This is a genomic window from Hydrogenophaga sp. L310, assembly GCF_055703065.1.
This window is the reverse complement of the sequence record NZ_JBVPZA010000010.1, coordinates 88,352-103,873: the sequence shown is the minus strand read 5'-3', so window position 1 is coordinate 103,873 and position 15,522 is coordinate 88,352. Positions and strand designations below refer to the sequence as shown.

Annotated in this window: 11 protein-coding genes; 1 reads left to right on the top strand and 10 read right to left on the bottom strand. The window is 70.1% G+C overall.

Translation table 11 applies throughout. The annotated features are described in order from the left end of the window. Positions 1-54: 54 nt before the first annotated feature. From AC0GNO_RS16860 to glnE, 10 genes are all read right to left on the bottom strand, one after another. Positions 55-498: a nuclear transport factor 2 family protein gene (locus tag AC0GNO_RS16860; RefSeq protein ID WP_472904800.1), complete on the bottom strand. Its 444-nt coding sequence runs from the start codon at positions 496-498 to the stop codon at positions 55-57. A gap of 6 nt (positions 499-504) precedes the next feature. Next, positions 505-1,377 carry an SDR family NAD(P)-dependent oxidoreductase gene (locus AC0GNO_RS16855; RefSeq protein ID WP_472904799.1) on the bottom strand — a complete coding sequence of 291 codons (873 nt, stop codon included), beginning with the start codon at positions 1,375-1,377 and terminating at the stop codon, positions 505-507. A gap of 25 nt (positions 1,378-1,402) precedes the next feature. Continuing rightward, complete coding sequence (locus tag AC0GNO_RS16850) at positions 1,403-1,936, bottom strand: DUF3833 domain-containing protein (RefSeq protein WP_472888643.1); 534 nt, start codon at positions 1,934-1,936, stop codon at positions 1,403-1,405. Continuing rightward, positions 1,933-3,297: an MFS transporter gene (locus AC0GNO_RS16845; protein ID WP_472904798.1), complete on the bottom strand. Its 1,365-nt coding sequence runs from the start codon at positions 3,295-3,297 to the stop codon at positions 1,933-1,935. Before AC0GNO_RS16845 ends, AC0GNO_RS16850 begins: the two co-directional genes overlap by 4 nt. Further along, positions 3,294-3,881 carry a chalcone isomerase family protein gene (locus tag AC0GNO_RS16840; RefSeq protein ID WP_472904797.1) on the bottom strand — a complete coding sequence of 196 codons (588 nt, stop codon included), beginning with the start codon at positions 3,879-3,881 and terminating at the stop codon, positions 3,294-3,296. The genes AC0GNO_RS16845 and AC0GNO_RS16840 overlap by 4 nt, the downstream gene beginning before the upstream one ends. A 5-nt stretch (positions 3,882-3,886) precedes the next feature. Then, on the bottom strand, positions 3,887-5,110 hold the full coding sequence (locus AC0GNO_RS16835; RefSeq protein WP_472904796.1) for a class I SAM-dependent methyltransferase: 1,224 nt from the start codon (positions 5,108-5,110) through the stop codon (positions 3,887-3,889). Positions 5,111-5,135: 25 nt separating this feature from the next. Beyond that, positions 5,136-5,945 carry a DUF1365 domain-containing protein gene (locus AC0GNO_RS16830; RefSeq protein ID WP_472904795.1) on the bottom strand — a complete coding sequence of 270 codons (810 nt, stop codon included), beginning with the start codon at positions 5,943-5,945 and terminating at the stop codon, positions 5,136-5,138. Further along, entirely contained in the window at positions 5,942-7,357 is a 1,416-nt protein-coding gene (locus tag AC0GNO_RS16825) for an NAD(P)/FAD-dependent oxidoreductase (protein WP_472904794.1), read from the bottom strand. Before AC0GNO_RS16825 ends, AC0GNO_RS16830 begins: the two co-directional genes overlap by 4 nt. A gap of 409 nt (positions 7,358-7,766) precedes the next feature. Further along, positions 7,767-8,396, bottom strand: a complete 630-nt coding sequence (locus tag AC0GNO_RS16820) for a rhomboid family intramembrane serine protease (protein WP_472904793.1) — start codon at positions 8,394-8,396, stop codon at positions 7,767-7,769. Continuing rightward, positions 8,393-11,209: a bifunctional [glutamate--ammonia ligase]-adenylyl-L-tyrosine phosphorylase/[glutamate--ammonia-ligase] adenylyltransferase gene (gene glnE / locus AC0GNO_RS16815; RefSeq protein WP_472904792.1), complete on the bottom strand. Its 2,817-nt coding sequence runs from the start codon at positions 11,207-11,209 to the stop codon at positions 8,393-8,395. The genes AC0GNO_RS16820 and glnE overlap by 4 nt, the downstream gene beginning before the upstream one ends. A gap of 71 nt (positions 11,210-11,280) precedes the next feature. Between glnE and AC0GNO_RS16810 the strand changes: the two genes are divergently transcribed. Then, positions 11,281-15,390 carry a YhdP family protein gene (locus AC0GNO_RS16810; protein WP_472904791.1) on the top strand — a complete coding sequence of 1,370 codons (4,110 nt, stop codon included), beginning with the start codon at positions 11,281-11,283 and terminating at the stop codon, positions 15,388-15,390. Positions 15,391-15,522 lie beyond the last annotated feature (132 nt).

Genomic DNA, 15,522 nt, shown 5'->3' with positions numbered 1-15,522 from the left:
GGCGGCCCGGCAAAGCCGGTTCCGCGGTGCCCTGGGTTCAACTTCCCTTCTGGCCTACGTGTTGGCGCGTCGTTTCAGCCAGCGCATGAGAACGCCCAGCCCGGGCAGCTTTTCATACAGCTCTTCGGCCGCGTCCCAGTAGTCGCGGTGTTCACGGATGCGGCCGTCTTCGGCCAGCGTGAGGTGTGAGCCGCCGCGGATGACCTGCTCGGTCACGGTGTCGAAGCGTTTGAAGCGGAAGCGGAATTCCCACACCAGAAAAGCCTGTGCACCATCGACGATCTGCTGCGTCACGACGAAGCGCGGTTCGTGCAGCGCCACGAACATGTGTTCCAAGAGGCGTGTGATCGCCGGGATGCCTTGCACCTCGTTGAACGGGTCCTTGAAGCGGGCGTCCGGTGTGTAGAAGTCGCCGATCTGCGCCACGCTCTGCGGCGTGAGCGCTTCAAAGTACGCGGTGATGCGGGCCACGGCGGCGCGGGAATCGGTGGTGTTCATGCCGCCTTATAGCCCGGTGAAGCGGCGCACGGCCGGGAAGTAGGCGCGGTAGGGCAGCAGGCGCAGCAGCTTCATCCAGCGCGTGAAACGCTTGGGGTAGTGGATGTCGAAGGCGCCGCGCGCCCAGCCGTCGAGCATGGCCGCGGCGGCCTGCTCGGGTGTGATGAGCGAGGGCATGCTGAAGTCGTTTTGCGCTGTCAGGGGCGTCTGCACGAAACCCGGGTGCACCACGCTCACGCCCAGGCCGAGCGGCTCCAGGTCGAGGTAGAGCGTTTCGGCGAGGTTGGTGAGCGCGGCCTTGGTCGGGCCGTAGGCCAGGCTCTTGGGCAGGCCGCGAAAACCCGCCACGCTGCTGATGAGGCTGATGTGGCCGCTGCCGCGCGCGATGAGCGCGGGCAGCACGGCGTCGAGCACGTTCAGGGCACCGCTGTAGTTGATCGCCAGGTGTTGCTGCAGCTCGCCCAGGTCGAACTCGGTGGCGCGCATCTCGCGGTAGTGGCCGGCGCAATAGAGCACCAGATTCAGCGGCCCTTGCGCGAGGATGGCGCGCGCGGTGGCCGCCACGGCGGCGGTGTCGGTCACGTCCAGCGGCCAGGCCTGCGCCGGAGGCGGCTCGCCGGTGCGGGTGTGTTGCGCCACCAGGCGCTCCAGCGCCGCCGCACCGCGTGCCGAAACCATCACGCTGGCACCGCGCGCGATCAGCGCTTCGGCCGTGGCCAGGCCGATGCCGCTGGACGCGCCGATCACCCAGACCCGTTGCCCCCCCCAGTCGGTGATGGGCGGGTTGAACGGGCGCAGCAGAGACCAGCCGCGCCGCTGCTGCGCGGGGTGGTCCGTGCGCGCGGTGCCGGGTTCGACAAAACTGCGTTGGGGTGTCATGGGAGTGGCCGGTGGGACAAAGGCTTCATCTCTTGACGAAAGAGAGCGTGACCTCGCCGAGGTGGATGCCGAACTTGCTCATGCGGGCCTTGTTGAGCATCACGTGGTCGTTCATGAGGTACATCCAGTCGTCGAACTCGACGTTCCAGACCTTGCCGTCCACCGGCAGCGCCAGCGTGTAGCCCCAGCGGAAGGCGTTGCCGCGCGCTTCGCCCTGGGCCGTGCCGACCACGTCGTCGGCCGTGCCGGTGTAGCGGCCGTTGCCCAGGTGCTTGAGGCGCCAGATGCGTTTCTGCGTCGTGCCGTCGGAATAGGTGAAGTCTTCGTCGAGCACGCCGTCGTCGCCGGTCCAGCTGCAGCGCATCACCACGGTGAAGCGTTTGACCACCTGGCCCGAGCGGTCGGTGAAGACACCATAGGCGTCGAGCATGCCGTTGAAGTAGCTGCGCAGATCGAGTGTGGGGCGGTCGTTCGCGTAGTCCGCGATCTGCGGGCCGGCACAGCCGGTCAGGACGGCCAGCGAGGCCACGCCGGTGGTGAGCAGGAGGCGACGTTTCATGGGTGGGCTTTCAACGGGTTGGTCGTGGGGGCGGCCGCGGCCGCGGTTTCCGGGCGGATGAGCAGGGTGTAGAGCAGAGCACCCGCGGCGAGCTTGAGCGCGCACGGCAGCAGGCAGTAGGCTGCGGTGAGGGTCTGCAGGGCTTCGGGCGAGCGCGCGCCCGGCGTGTAGCCGAACCAGGCCAGCAGCGGCAGGGCGAGTCCGGCGGCGAGTGCCAGGTTGAGCTTGGTGGCGAAACTCCACCAGCCGAAATAGGCGCCCTCGCGCTGGCCGCGTTCGCCCAGCTGCCCGATCACACCGGCGAGCATGGCGCCCGGCAGCGCCAGGTCGGTGCCCAGCGCCACGCCCGAGAGCGCGCAGACGATCAGGAACGGCACGGCATCGCCCGCGCCGAGCGTGGCGGCCCAGATGAACACCGCGACCGCCAGCGCCATGCCGGCCAGCCAGGTGCGCGCCAGTCCGAACCGGGCCACCGCGCGCACCCACAGCGGCAGGGAGAGCGCGGCAAACAGGAAGTACGTGGCCAGAAAGGCCGGCTCCAGCGCGGGCGGCGCCTGCAGCCGGTCCTGCACGAAGAACAGCACCAGCGTGGCCGGGATGGCGCTCGCCGTGCCGTTGAGCACGAACACCGCCAGCAGTTTCCGGAACGCGGGCTGGCGCAGCGGCGAGCGGCCTGGCTGCAGCGCGGCAGCGGGCGCCGCACCTTGATCGGTGGCTGATGCGACGGGCGCGACGGAGCGGCTCCAGACCCAGCAGCCCAGCGCCAGCAACACGGCGAAGCTGGTCACCGTGGCGCCCAGGCCCAGCGTGCCGGGCAGCACCGCGGCGAGCAGCACGCCCAGCAGCGCCAGCCCCTCGCGCCACGCCACCACGCGGCTGCGCTGCGCTTCGTTGCCGCCGAGCCGCGCGCCCCAGGCCTGGTGGGCCACGCTCACGATGCTGAACGCGGTGTAGGTGATCGCCATCACGCCGCCGGCCCAGCCCAGCAGGGCCGCCATGCCGTGGTCGAGCACGGCGGCGGGCGGAAACAGCAGGCCCCACAACCCCAGCGCCAGCACCACCGCGGCCAGCGCCGCAGCGCCCAGCACCGCGCCGGTGGAGCGCGCAAAGAGGCGGTCGCACCAGCGCCCGATCCAGGGGTCGAGCACGGCGTCGATCAGGCGCGCGCCGAGCAGCACAGCCCCCAGCGCCGCCAGCGGCGCGGCGAACTCGCGGGCGTAGTGGTTGGGCAGGATGACGTACAGCGGCAGCGCCACAAACGCCAGCGGCAGGCCCAGCAGCCCGTAGCCCAGCCCGTAGCGCCAGCCACCGGGCGCGGTGAAGCGCGCGGCGGGTTCGGCGGCTGGCGTTGGGAAGCTCATGGCTGGCGCGCCTGGGCCAGCGGCTGCAGCAGGTTGTCGCGCATGCGCGGCTGCGAGGTCCTGGGCGAGAGCCAGATGCCGAAGAACAGGCGGGCGAAGCCGGCGTCGGCGATCTCGCCACGCCACTGGCCGTTCAGGTAGAAGCGGGCTCCGCTGCCCGGCACGTGCACGCCGGTGATGCGGTCGCCGCGCTGCACATCGGGAAACAGCGCGCTCATGGCCGCCAGCCACTGGGCGGCCTGCGCCGGGCTGACGCTGGCGAGGCCGCGCATTTCGTCGATCGAACGTTCGGCGATGTCGCGCCCCTTGAAGGGGCGCAGGTAGCTCAGCTCCAGGCCGAAGCGGTGTTCGGCGTAGCGCTGTGCGTCAAAGCCCGGCGCGGTCCACAGGCTGGCGTCGTAGACCTCGAAGCCCCACACCCGCAGCCGCGCCTGGCCCACGGCCTGGTGGTCCTTGAGCGCGGTGTCCAGCGTGGGTTCCGGCGTGTTGGCGAGCAGGGCAGCGCCGGGCGCACCGGCCAGCGCGAGCGCCAGCCAGAGGGCTCGGGTGTTTGGGCGGCGGGGCCGCAGGCGATGGGTGTTCATGGCGGTCAGGCGGGTTTGCGCAGCGTGAACTGCACGACGTCGACGTTGCCCTCGGCGAAGGCCGCTTCGCAGTAGGCGAGGTAGAACTCCCAGATGCGCAGGAAACGCTGGTCAAAACCGAGCTGCAGCACGCGCTCCTGCTGGTGCAGGAAGGCGTCGCGCCAGAGGCGCAGCGTGTGTGCGTAGTCGGGACCGAAAGCGAACTGGTCGACCACTTCCAGCCCGGCGCGTTCTGCCTCGGCGCGGAACGCGCGCGGGCACGGCAGGCAGCCGCCGGGAAAGATGTACTGCTGGATGAAGTCGGTGCCCTGGATGTAGCGGTCGAAGTGCTCGTCGGCGATGACGATGCTCTGGATGCAGGCGCGGCCGCCGGGTTTGAGCAGGCGCGCGACCGATTGGAAGTAGGTCGGCCAGTACTCGCGGCCCACGGCCTCGACCATTTCGATCGAGCAGATGGCATCAAAGGGCTCGTCGTTGATGTCGCGGTAATCCTGCAAGCGCAGATCGGCGCGGGACGACGTGCCCAGCTTCTCCATGCGCTGCTGTGCAAACGCCAGCTGCTCGGTGGACAGGGTCACGCCGGTGATCGAGGCGTCGAACTCGGTGGTCGCCATCTCGGCCAGCGCGCCCCAGCCGCAGCCGATCTCCAGCACGCGGTCGCCGCTCTGCACGCCGGCCATGCTCAGCGCGCGGCGCACCTTGGCGTGTTGCGCGGCCACCATGTCCTGGTCCGGCGTTTCGAACAGGGCCGACGAGTAGTTCATCGTGCCGTCGAGCCAGAGTTGATAGAAGGCGTTGCCCAGGTCGTAGTGGGCGTGGATGTTCTTGCGGCTGTTGGTCTTGGAATTGCGGTTGAGCTTGTGGCGGATCCAGTAGGCGAGCCGCCCGAACCACGAGCCGTAGATCACGTCTTCGATGTCGCGCCGGTTGGCGATGAAGAGGCGCAGCAGGTCGGTCAGGTGGGGCGTGTGCCAGTCGCCCGCGAGGTAACTTTCGGCGAAGCCGATGTCGCCCGATTTGAGGGCCGCGCCGAACACGTTCCAGTTGTGAAGGGACAGGCTGGCGTGGATGCCTTCGCCATGGCCGAAGCGCTGCAGGGAGCCATCGGGCAGTTGCAGCGTGAGGCTGCCGTGGCGCAGGCGCTGCAGCAGTTGCAGCGTGCTGCGGGCGGCGGCGGGCGCGTTGCGTGGCAGGGCGAAACCGGCGTTGGGGGCGGTGGTGCTGTTCATGGCGGCGGTGGGCAGCGGTGAAGGATCAGAGGGCGGGCGGTGGGGCGTCGCCCGCGGTGACGAAGTCGCGCGGTGGCTCGGGCTGGCGGAAGAAGGGCGCGCGCTTGATCCACAGGCGCAGCGCCTGCCAGTGGATGCGTGCGATCACGCCGAAGGTCATGGCGGGGTAGCGCCAGAGCGCGCGGCGCACGCTCTGCGCATCCAGCGGCTGCAGCTGGCCGCTGACGCTGGTGTTGATCAGCACCGCTTCGCCGGGTGCGTCGAAGTAGTCGATGCGCGCCACGGTGCGGTCCTGCCCGTCGACGGTGCTGCGCATGAAGACGAAGCGGTACTGGCCGCGCACCGGGCAGAAGGGCGAGACGTGGAACACCTTGTCTGCCGTGCAGGGCACGCCGTAGACCGGGTTTTCCAGCAGGTAGCAGTGGCGCTCGCCGAAGGTGTTGTTGACCTCGGCCACCACGGCGCGCAGCGAACCATCGGCGCGGTGGGCGTACCAGAAGCTCACCGGCTTGAAGCTGTAGCCGAACACGCGCGGGTAGGTGTGCAGCCAGACCTCGCCGGCGGCGTCGGTGATGCCGTGTTGCTGCAGCAGTTCGTCGAGCCAGGCCAGGCTGTCGCTGCGGCCGTCGCCGTGGTCGGCGTCGTGGAAGGCGAGCGCGGCGCGGCGGTTGCGCGCCAGCGTGCCGCTGCCGTGCGCGCGCAGGCTGCGCATCGGCAACATCAGGAAGTAGGTCGGGTAGGCGAAGGCGTGGCGCTGCGGCCGGTGGCGCGTGTGGCGCACCTGGCCGAAGCCGATCTGTGGTGGCTCGAAGGGCGTGCTGCGCACGGCATTCACGCGAACACCCCCGGCAGCGCGGCGCGGCGGGCCGCGGCTTCGCTGCTCGCGGGCACGAGGCCGTGTGCGTCGATCAGCGCGCGCGCCGCGTGCAGGCCGGCTTTCAGGCCGTCTTCGTGGAAGCCGTAGCCCATCCAGGCGCCAGCGAAATACGTGTGTTGCCGGCCCTGAAGCGCCGGTACCCGGGCCTGCGCGCGGATGGCAGCGAGGTCGAACACCGGGTGGGCGTATTCAAATTCGCCGTGCACCAGCGCCGGGTCAATGGGGTTTTGCGGGTTGAGCGACACCACCACCGGCTGCTGCACCGGCAGCGGCTGCAGCTGGTTGAGCCAGTAGTGCAGGCAGACCCGGGCGGACTCTTTGTCCGCGCTGGGCGCGCGCTCGTAGTTCCAGGCCGCCCAGGCCTTGCGTTCGCCGGGCAGCACCGACGCATCGGTGTGCAGCACGGCGCGGTTGGGCTGGTAGCGGATGGCGCCGAGCACGGCGCGTTCGTCGGCCGTGGCGGCATCGCCCAGGATGGCCAGCGCCTGGTCGCTGTGGCAGGCCATCACGACGGCGTCGAAGCGTTCGACCCGGCCTTCGGTCACCACGCGCACGCCCTCGGCGTCGCGCAGCACCTGCTGCACCGGTGTGTTCAGCCGCTTGTCGGCGATGCCGGCCACGATCTTCTCCACGTACTGCCGCGCGCCGCCGGCCACGGTGTACCACTGCGGGCGGTTGGTGATCTGGATCAGGCCGTGGTTGTGGCAGAAGCGCACCATGGTCGCCACCGGGAACCGCAGCATCTGGTCCGTCGGGCAGCTCCAGATGCAGCCCATCATGGGCAGGAAGTACCAGTCGCGGAATTCGTCGGAGAAACGCTGTGCGCGCAGGAAGTCGCCCAGCGGCTGCAGCAGCGGGCTGCCGGGCACCAGGTCTTCGCCGCGCTGTGCCAGCCTGGTGGTGATGCGGTTGAAGCGCACGATGTCGCGCAACATGCGCCAGAAACGCGGGTTGCCGAGGTTGCGCCGCTGCGCGAACACGGTCGCCAGGCTGGAGCCGCTCCATTCCAGCGCCGAGCCGTCGGGCGCAGCCCCGGGCGCCTGCACGGAGAACGACATGTCCGACTTCGCGACCGGCACGCCGAGCTGCGCGAACAGCGCCAGCAGGTTGGGGTAGGTGCGCTCGTTGAGCACCAGGAAGCCGGTGTCCACGCCGAAGGTAACCGGCAGGCCCTCGGCGTCGGGCAGGGTCATGTCGACCGTGTGGGTGTGTCCGCCGAAATAAGCGCCTGCTTCAAGCAGGGTGATGTCGGCCAGGCCTTGAAGCGTGTGGGCCGCTGCCAGGCCCGAGATGCCCGAGCCGATGATGGCGATGCGGGGGCGCCGGGGGGCTTTGCCACCGATGGGCTGGGGGTGGTGGTCGGAGCGCATGACTCAGACCCCCACAGCCCGGTGGGCTGGAATACAAAGGCCTGCGAAGCGCCCCGAGACGAAGGAGGGAGGGAGGGAGGAGGAGGAGTTCCGCCTCGGGATTGCATCCGGACACATGTCCGGAAGGCTTCGCAGTGCAAAAACGTGGGCTGTCTGTCGCGCACCATGACGCGCAGCCTTTGGTGTATGGAGGGCCGGCGGTTGAAAAAAGTTCCGTAACCGTGTGTTCATGGGTTTTCCGGCGTGTGATCGGTGGTCAGAGAAGTCGTCGAGTTCTTGTTTTGAACTTCAACGTTTCTATTGTGACTGATCGGTCACTATTTGTCCGAAAGATTTTTATCCATGACCATGCCGTGAGCATGGTTTCAACCGGTGCCCCTGCCCCCAAGGGCGACCGGAGGCGGCGGGATCAGCGGCCCGCGGTGTGTGGTGGCCTGGGCGGCAGGCCGCTGAAGCGCCAGATCGGGCCCCAGGTCGCGATCAGACCCAGCAGCAGCCCCCAGGCCGCGGCGCTCAGGTGACCCGCCTGCACCACCGACATGTCATGGGCGCCGTCCCACACCACCGGGTACGCCCAGCCGCGCTCCAGCAGCAGCTTGCCCAGCAACACCAGCGCCAGCAGACCGCCCCAGCGCTGCGCTTTCGGGATCGCTATGCGCTGGCGCAGCAACTGCACCGCCAGCACCGCGATGCCCGCGTGCAGCACGCCCGACAGACCCACCGCATAGCCGATCTGTGGCCACCACAACAGGCTCAGCTGCCCCAGCGGCCAGGCCAGCAGCCAGGCCAGCGTGCAGGTCCAGTTGGGCCGGATCACCCAGGCGAAGGCGGTCAGCAGGCCCAGCGCCATCTGGTTGAGGATCAGTTGCGGGGTGTTCAGGTGCACCCAGGCGCTGGTCCACAGCGTCCAGGGCTGGGCGGTCCAGCCATCGGCGCGCCAGATGAAGGCGTCCAGCGTGCCCTCGCGCGTCCACCACAACAACATGCTGGCCACCGCGTGCAGCGCACACAGCAGCAGCCAGCTGCCCGACCGTTTCATGCGCCGGGGGGCGTGCCCAGCACGTGTTGCCAGAGCGCCTGCACCGCCGCCGATTCCGACACCACCATCGCGGCGTCGACCTGCGTGGGCGCTTCATCGAGCCGGGCGCGGTGCTGGATCTGGCGCAGCACGCGGTAGGCGTCCGACGCGGCCTGGCCCATGCCCGGCCGCAGCAGCCCCGCCGCTTCGGCGCGCTGCAGCAGGTTGATGTTGCCGGTGTTGAGGCGCAACTCGGGGTGCGCGCGCGACTGCGAGAGCACCAGGAACTGCACCACGAACTCCACATCCACCATGCCCCCATGGCTGTGCTTGACGTCGAACATGTCGCCGCGCACCGGGTGCGCCGCACGCACCTTCTCGCGCATCGCCACGATCTCGGCCGCCAGCGCAGTGCTGTCGCGTTCGGCGGTGATCACCGATTCGCGGATCGCGTCGAAGCGCGCGAACATCGCCGGACTGCCCAGCACCGCGCGTGCCCGCGTCATCGCCTGGTGTTCCCAGGTCCAGGCCGTGTTGCTGCCGCGCTGCTGCTGGTAGTTGGCGTAGGCGGTGAAGCTGGTCACGAGCATGCCGGAGTTGCCGTTCGGGCGCAGCGCGGTGTCGATCTCGAACAGGTCGCCCTCGCCGGTCTTGACCGTCATCCAGTTGATCATCTTGCGCACGAAGGCGGCGTAGATTTCACCGGCGTTCTCGTCTTCGTCTTCGTAGACGAACACGATGTCGAGGTCGCTGCCGTAGCCCAGCTCCTTGCCGCCCAGCTTGCCGTAGCCAATGATGGCAAAGGCCGGTTCTTCGCGGTGGCGGTTCTTCAGGCGGCCCCAGCACCAGCGCGCCGTCACGCGCAGCATCGTGTCGGCCAGGGCCGAGAGGTCGTCGGCCACCTGCTCGACGCTGAGCACCCCTTCCAGGTCGCGCGCCAGCGTGCGGAACACCTCGGCGTGGTGCGCGCGGCGCAGCAGGTTGAGCAGGGTCTCTTCGTCGTCTTCGTCGGTGGACCGCAGCGCGTCGCGGCGGTTTTCCAGTTCGGCCTCGAACTGCAGCGCATCGAAACGGTCGGTCAGCAGCTGCTGGCTCGCCAGTTCGTCGATCACCCCCGGGTGTTTGAGCAGGTAGCGCGCCGGCCATTTGGCCGCGCCCAGCAGGCGCAGCAGCCGCTCGTGCACCGAAGGCCGCTCCTGCAGCAACGCCAGATAACTCTCGCGCCGCAGCAGCGGCTCGATCCAGTCCGCCAGGCGCAGCGCCGCCTGCTCGTTGACGCGGCCTTCTTCCAGCCAGGCGCCGGTGCGCTCCACCAGCCGCACCAGGCGCAGGCGGGCGTCTTCGCGCAGCGCCAGCACGCGTGGGTGTTCGCACCACTGCGCCACCTTGGCGGCAAAGGCCTCGGGCAGCTGCGGCAACACGCCCTGCAGGCTGTCGACCGCGCTGCGGGTGGCGCCGTTCTTGCCGTTGCAGCCCGCGCCGTTGCAGCCGCCGCCGGACGTGCCACCGAGCAGGATGTCGAACTCCTGTGCCACGGTTTCGCGGTGCGCGTCCAGCGTGCGCAGGAACTCGCACACCGTGGCGCAGCCCATGGTGGCGGCGAGCCAGGCCAGGTCGTCGTCGCGCGTGGGCATCACGTGGGTCTGCTGGTCGTCCAGGTACTGGATGCGGTGTTCCACCCGGCGCAGGAAGTCGTAGGCGGTGGCCAGCGCCTCGGCCGTGGCCGGGGGCATCAGGTTGGCTTTGCACAGGCGCTGCAGCGCGTCCAGCGTCGGGCGCGTGCGCAGCTCGGGGAACTGGCCACCCCGCACCACCTGCAGCAGCTGCACGGTGAATTCGATCTCGCGGATGCCGCCGCGCGAGAGCTTGACGTCGTTGGCCCGGCCCGGGTTGCCCGCTGCGCGCTTGGACGCGTGCTCGCGGATCTGGCGGTGCAGGCTGCGCAGCGAATCGAAGACGTTGTAGTCCAGGTACTTGCGGAACACGAAGGGCAGCACCGCGCCGCGCAAACCGTTCGCACTCTTGTCGCGCACGCAGGCGGCCGGCGCGATCAGCCGGCTCTTGAGCCAGGCAAACCGCTCCCACTCGCGCCCCTGCACCAGGAAATACTCTTCCAGCGCACCCAGCGACACCGCGCTCGGTCCCGAGTTGCCGTTGGGCCGGAGGGCCAGGTCAACACGGAACACATTGCCGTGTTCGGTGGTCTCACCCACCGTGTTGTAGATGTGTTTGACGGCCTTGCCGAAATACTCATGGTTGCTGATGCGGTTGCGTCCCTGCGCGTTCCCGGCGGTCTCGCCGTCGGCGTCGTAGACATAGATCAGGTCGATGTCGCTCGACACGTTGAGCTCGCGCGCGCCGAGCTTGCCCATGCCGATCACCCACAGCTGAGCCCGGGTGCCGCCCTCGGCCAGCGGCGCGCCGTACAGGTCGTCCAGCTCGGCAAAGGCCAGGGTGCAGGCGGCGTCGAGCGCGAGTTCGGCCAGCTCGGTGACCGCCCGCGTCACCGCCTGCAGCGGGGCGTCCTGCTCGCAGTCGAGCACCACCAGGCGCTCCAGCACCAGCTGGCGCAACACGCGCAGCGCCGCGGGCATGGCCAGGCTGCGGGCGAGCAATTGCGCCAGACAGGCCTGCATGCTGGCGTGCACCGGCGCCCCCGGCGGCAGGCAGTCCAGCTCGCTGGCGTAGCGCCGTCGCACGCGCTGCACGAAACGGGAGTAGGCGGCCTCGCGGTGGGCCAGTGTCAGGGCATCCAGGCAGGGTGCGACCGGCGGCACATGGGTTGACAGGGCGGAATCGAGTGCTGGGGAACCGATGTTGGGGCTGGCCGTCATAATTTGCAGTGGATATGAATCAAAGCCCGGCACCTCTCGCGTCTGCCACGAGAACCCCCAGAACCCTTTCCGTGACCGCGCGGCTTTTGTTGTGGATGGTGCTGGCCGCCTGGGGCCTGTTTGCGCTCACCTTCGGCGCCTTGCATGGGTGGATTGTGCCGCGAATCAACGACTGGCGCCCCGAGCTGGAAAGCTGGGCCACCCGGGCTGTGGGGGTACCCGTGAAGGTCGGTGCCATCCGTGCGCAGACGGCGGTTTCGGGCGATGGCGCAAGCGCCGGTTTCCTGCCCAGCCTGGTGCCGGCCTTCGAGCTCGCCGACGTCCGGCTCTTCGACCCGGCGGGGCGCGAGGCCCTGCACCTGCCCAGCGTGCAGGCCTCGGTGTCCGTCCCCTCGTTGTGGCGGCTGGGCTTCGAACAACTGGTGATCGTCTCGCCCGTGCTCGACGTGCGGCGCACCGCCGAAGGCCGCATCGAAGTGGCGGGCCTGGACTTCTCCGGCCCCAGGCCCGAGGACAACGCCGCCGCCGACTGGTTCTTTGCCCAGACCGAGTTCGTGATCCAGAACGGCGTCGTGCGCTGGACCGACGATCTGCGCGCGCAGCCGCCGATCATCCTGACGGACCTCGACTTCGTGGCCCGCAACAGCGCGCGCCGCCACCAGTTCCGCCTCGATGCCACCCCGAGCACCGAATGGGGCGACCGCTTCAGCCTGCGCGGCCGCCTGCGCGAGCCGCTGCTCGATCTCGTGCGGGGGTCCAGCGAACAGACCCCCTGGCACAGCTGGAGTGGCGAGCTCTACGCCGATTTCCCCAAGGCCGACGTCTCGCGCCTGCGCGGCTACCTCGACCTGTCAGCCTGGCAGGTCGACGTGCGTTCCGGCCAGGGTGCCGTGCGCGCCTGGGCCGACGTCGCCAAAGGCCGCATCACCGGCGTCGTCACCGACCTGGCGCTGCAGGACGTGGCCACCCGGCTCGGGCCGAAGCTGCCCGAACTCACGCTGGCCGGGCTGCAGGGCCGCCTGAGTGCCCAGTGGAGCGCCGCCGGTTTCGAGATCGCCAGCGACAACCTGCGCTTTCGCACCCAGGGTGGTGAAGACTGGCCGGGCGGACAACTGCGGCTGCGGCACCAGGCCGCGCGTGGCAACAACCCGGCCAGCACCAGCCTGAACGCCGACCGCATCGAACTCGCCGCGCTGGCCGCCGTGGCCACGCGCCTGCCCCTGCCCGGGGCCAGCCGCGCGCTGCTGAGCAGCCTGCAGCCCGCCGGCCGCCTCGAAGGCTTTGACGCCAGCTGGCAGGGCGTGGCCCCGGCCAGCGCCGAAGCGCAGGCCAGCGACGGACCCGCGCCCGCCGCCTGGCGCCCCGAGCGCTACCGCGCCAAAGGCCGCGTGTCCGGTCTCGCGCTGGCGGCGCAGGCGCGCGCCGCCGTGAACGGTCAGCGTCCGCTGCCCGGGCGCCCCGGTGTGCAGGCCGCCAGCGCCGACTTCGAGTTCAACCAGGACGGCGGCCATGCGCGACTCCAGATCGCCGACGGTTCGGTCGACCTGCCCGGTGTGTTCGAAGACGTGCGCGTGCCGCTCACCCGGTTCGAAGCCGACGCGCGCTGGCGCATCCAGGGCGAGCGCATCGACGCCTGGCTGGACAAGGTGCGCCTGGCCAACGCCGACGCCGAAGGCACGGCCAGCGCCCACTGGCACACCAGCGACCCCGCCACCAGCCCCTCGGACGCGCGCTTCCCCGGCGTGCTCGACCTGACCGCGCGCCTGACCCGCGGCGAGGCCACCCGCGTGCACCGCTACCTGCCGCTCGCCGTCGGCCCGGACGCGCTGCGCTACGTGCGCGAGGCTGTGAAAGGCGGGGCGGTGGGTCCGGTCGATTTCCGCATCCAGGGCGATCTCTGGGACATCCCGTTCAACCAGCCCGGTGCGCGCGGCGAATTCCGCATCACCGCCCAGCTCAAAGAGGTTGATTTCGCCTATGTGCCGCCCTTCCTGCAGGACGAGGGCGATGCCGCCTGGCCGGCCCTCAAGGGCGTCAACGGCCAGCTCGTTCTCGACCGCGCCGCCCTGCGCCTGAGCCGGCTCGACGCCGGGCTCGACGGCGCGCCCGGCGTGCGCCTGAGCCAGGCCGAGGTGGCCATCGCCGATCTGGTCCGCGCCCCCGTGCTCAGCGTGAGCGCCAGCGCCCAGGGGCCGGCCACCGAGGTGCTGGGCTTCGTGCGCAGCTCGCCGGTCAACTTCTTCACCGACCGGGTGCTGGAGCGCGCCACCGTCAACGGCCCCGCCCAGGTGCAGTTCAAGCTCCAGCTGCCGCTGGAGCAGATCGACAAGACCACCGTGCAGGGCAGCGTCCAGTTCAGCGGCAACGACCTGCAGCTCACGCCCGAGGCCCCGCTGCTCGGGCGCACCACCGGGCGCCTGAGCTTCAGTGAAAGCGGCTTCACCGTGGCCGATGCCCAGGCCCGCCTCTACGGCGGCGAGCTGCGCTTCGACGGCGGCATGGTGCCCGTGCCCCGGGGCACGCCGCGCATCCAGTTCCGTGGCCAGGGCAGCGCCAGCGCCCAGGGCCTGAGCGACGGCGGGCTGGGCTTCGTCTCGCGCCTGTTCGGCCAGGCCAGCGGCACCGCCAGCTACAGCGCCGAACTGGGCTTTCGCGCCGGCGTGCCCGAACTGATGGTCACCAGCACCCTGCAGGGGCTCGCCATCAACCTGCCCGCGCCGCTGGCCAAGGCCGCCGCCGACAGCCTGCCCCTGCGCTACGAGAACCGCGTGCTCTCGGTGCTGGCCGATCCCTCGGGCGAAATCGCGCGCACCGACAGCCTGGCCGTCACCCTCGGCCCGCCGGGCCAGCCGCTGGCCGAGCTGCGCTACGAGCGCGACATCACCACCAGCGAGCCGCGCGTGCTGCGCGGCAGCATGGCCGCCGGGCTCGATGCCGGCGAAACCGTCACCCAGCCGGCCACCGGCGTGCAGGCCAACATCCGCTTCCAGCGGGTCGACGCCGACGCCTGGGAGCGTGTCTTCACCGCCACCACCGGCACCGACGTGCGCGCCAGCGTGCAGGCGCCCGACGCCACCGACAACGCCAGCCTGGGCTACCTGCCGTCGAGCCTGGCGGTGCGCGCCGGCCAGCTCATCGTCAGCGGGCGCAGCTTCACCAACGTGGTGGTCGGCGGCTCGCGCGAAGGCAACCACTGGCGCGCCAACGTCGACGCCGAGGAACTCAACGGCTACGTCGAATACCGCCAGCCCGCCGGCAACACCGCCGGCAACATCTACGCGCGCCTGGCCCACCTCAACCTCGCGCCGGCCGCCGCCGCCGACGTCGAGCAACTGCTGCAGCAGCCCACCAGCATGCCCGCGCTGGACATCGCGATCGAAGACCTCGTGCTCTCCAACCGGCGGCTCTCGCGCGTGGAGATCGTGGCGCAGAACCGCGGCACCGCCGCGCGCACCCGCGAATGGCAGCTCACCAGGCTCAACATCGACACCCCCGAAGCGCAGCTTTTCGCCTCCGGCAGCTGGGCCGTGCCCGACAACAGCGCGGGTGCCGTGCGGCGCACCGCGCTCAACTTCAAGCTCGACATCCAGGACGCCGGCCTGCTGCTCACGCGCTTTGGCCGCCCCGGCGTCGTGCGCGGCGCCAAAGGCCAGATCAGCGGCCACATCGCCTGGGTCGGTTCGCCCATGACGCTGGACTACCCCAGCCTCTCCGGCCAGCTCAAGGCCGACGTGCAGAGCGGCCAGTTCCTCAAGGTCGAACCCGGCGCCGCCAAGCTGCTCGGCGTGCTCAGCCTGCAGGCGCTGCCGCGCCGCCTGGTGCTCGATTTCCGCGACGTGTTTTCCGAGGGCTTCACCTTCGACTTCGTGCGCGGCGACGCCACCATCATCCAGGGCGTGGCCCGCACCAACAACCTGCAGATGAAGGGCATCAACGCCGCCGTGCTGATGGAAGGCAGCGCCGACATCGCGCGCGAGCAGCAGGACCTCAAGGTCGTCGTCGTGCCCGAGATCAACGCCGGCACCGCGGCCCTGATCGCCACCGCCATCAACCCCGCCATCGGGCTGGGCACCTTTCTGGCCCAGTTCCTGCTGCGCCAACCGCTGCAAAGCGCCACCACGCAGCAGTTCCACATCACCGGCAGCTGGGCCGACCCGCAAGTGGACAAGGTTGAGAAGTAGCCCCCCGCGCCGCCTGCGGCGTCACCCCCCAGGGGGCAACGCTGGCGGCCCGGCAAAGCCGGTTCCGCGGCGTTCTGGGTGAGGCACTTGCGCCGGATGCGCGACTGGTTTCTGTTACTGCGGTACAAACAG

What these genes read in the sequence shown, in the direction of transcription:
- AC0GNO_RS16860 (WP_472904800.1), bottom strand. Translation starts at nt 498, where the DNA reads ATGAACACCACCGATTCCCGCGCCGCCGTGGCCCGCATCACCGCGTAC.
- AC0GNO_RS16855 (WP_472904799.1), bottom strand. Translation starts at nt 1,377, where the DNA reads ATGACACCCCAACGCAGTTTTGTCGAACCCGGCACCGCGCGCACGGAC.
- AC0GNO_RS16850 (WP_472888643.1), bottom strand. Translation starts at nt 1,936, where the DNA reads ATGAAACGTCGCCTCCTGCTCACCACCGGCGTGGCCTCGCTGGCCGTC.
- AC0GNO_RS16845 (WP_472904798.1), bottom strand. Translation starts at nt 3,297, where the DNA reads ATGAGCTTCCCAACGCCAGCCGCCGAACCCGCCGCGCGCTTCACCGCG.
- AC0GNO_RS16840 (WP_472904797.1), bottom strand. Translation starts at nt 3,881, where the DNA reads ATGAACACCCATCGCCTGCGGCCCCGCCGCCCAAACACCCGAGCCCTC.
- AC0GNO_RS16835 (WP_472904796.1), bottom strand. Translation starts at nt 5,110, where the DNA reads ATGAACAGCACCACCGCCCCCAACGCCGGTTTCGCCCTGCCACGCAAC.
- AC0GNO_RS16825 (WP_472904794.1), bottom strand. Translation starts at nt 7,357, where the DNA reads ATGCGCTCCGACCACCACCCCCAGCCCATCGGTGGCAAAGCCCCCCGG.
- AC0GNO_RS16820 (WP_472904793.1), bottom strand. Translation starts at nt 8,396, where the DNA reads ATGAAACGGTCGGGCAGCTGGCTGCTGCTGTGTGCGCTGCACGCGGTG.
- glnE (WP_472904792.1), bottom strand. Translation starts at nt 11,209, where the DNA reads ATGACGGCCAGCCCCAACATCGGTTCCCCAGCACTCGATTCCGCCCTG.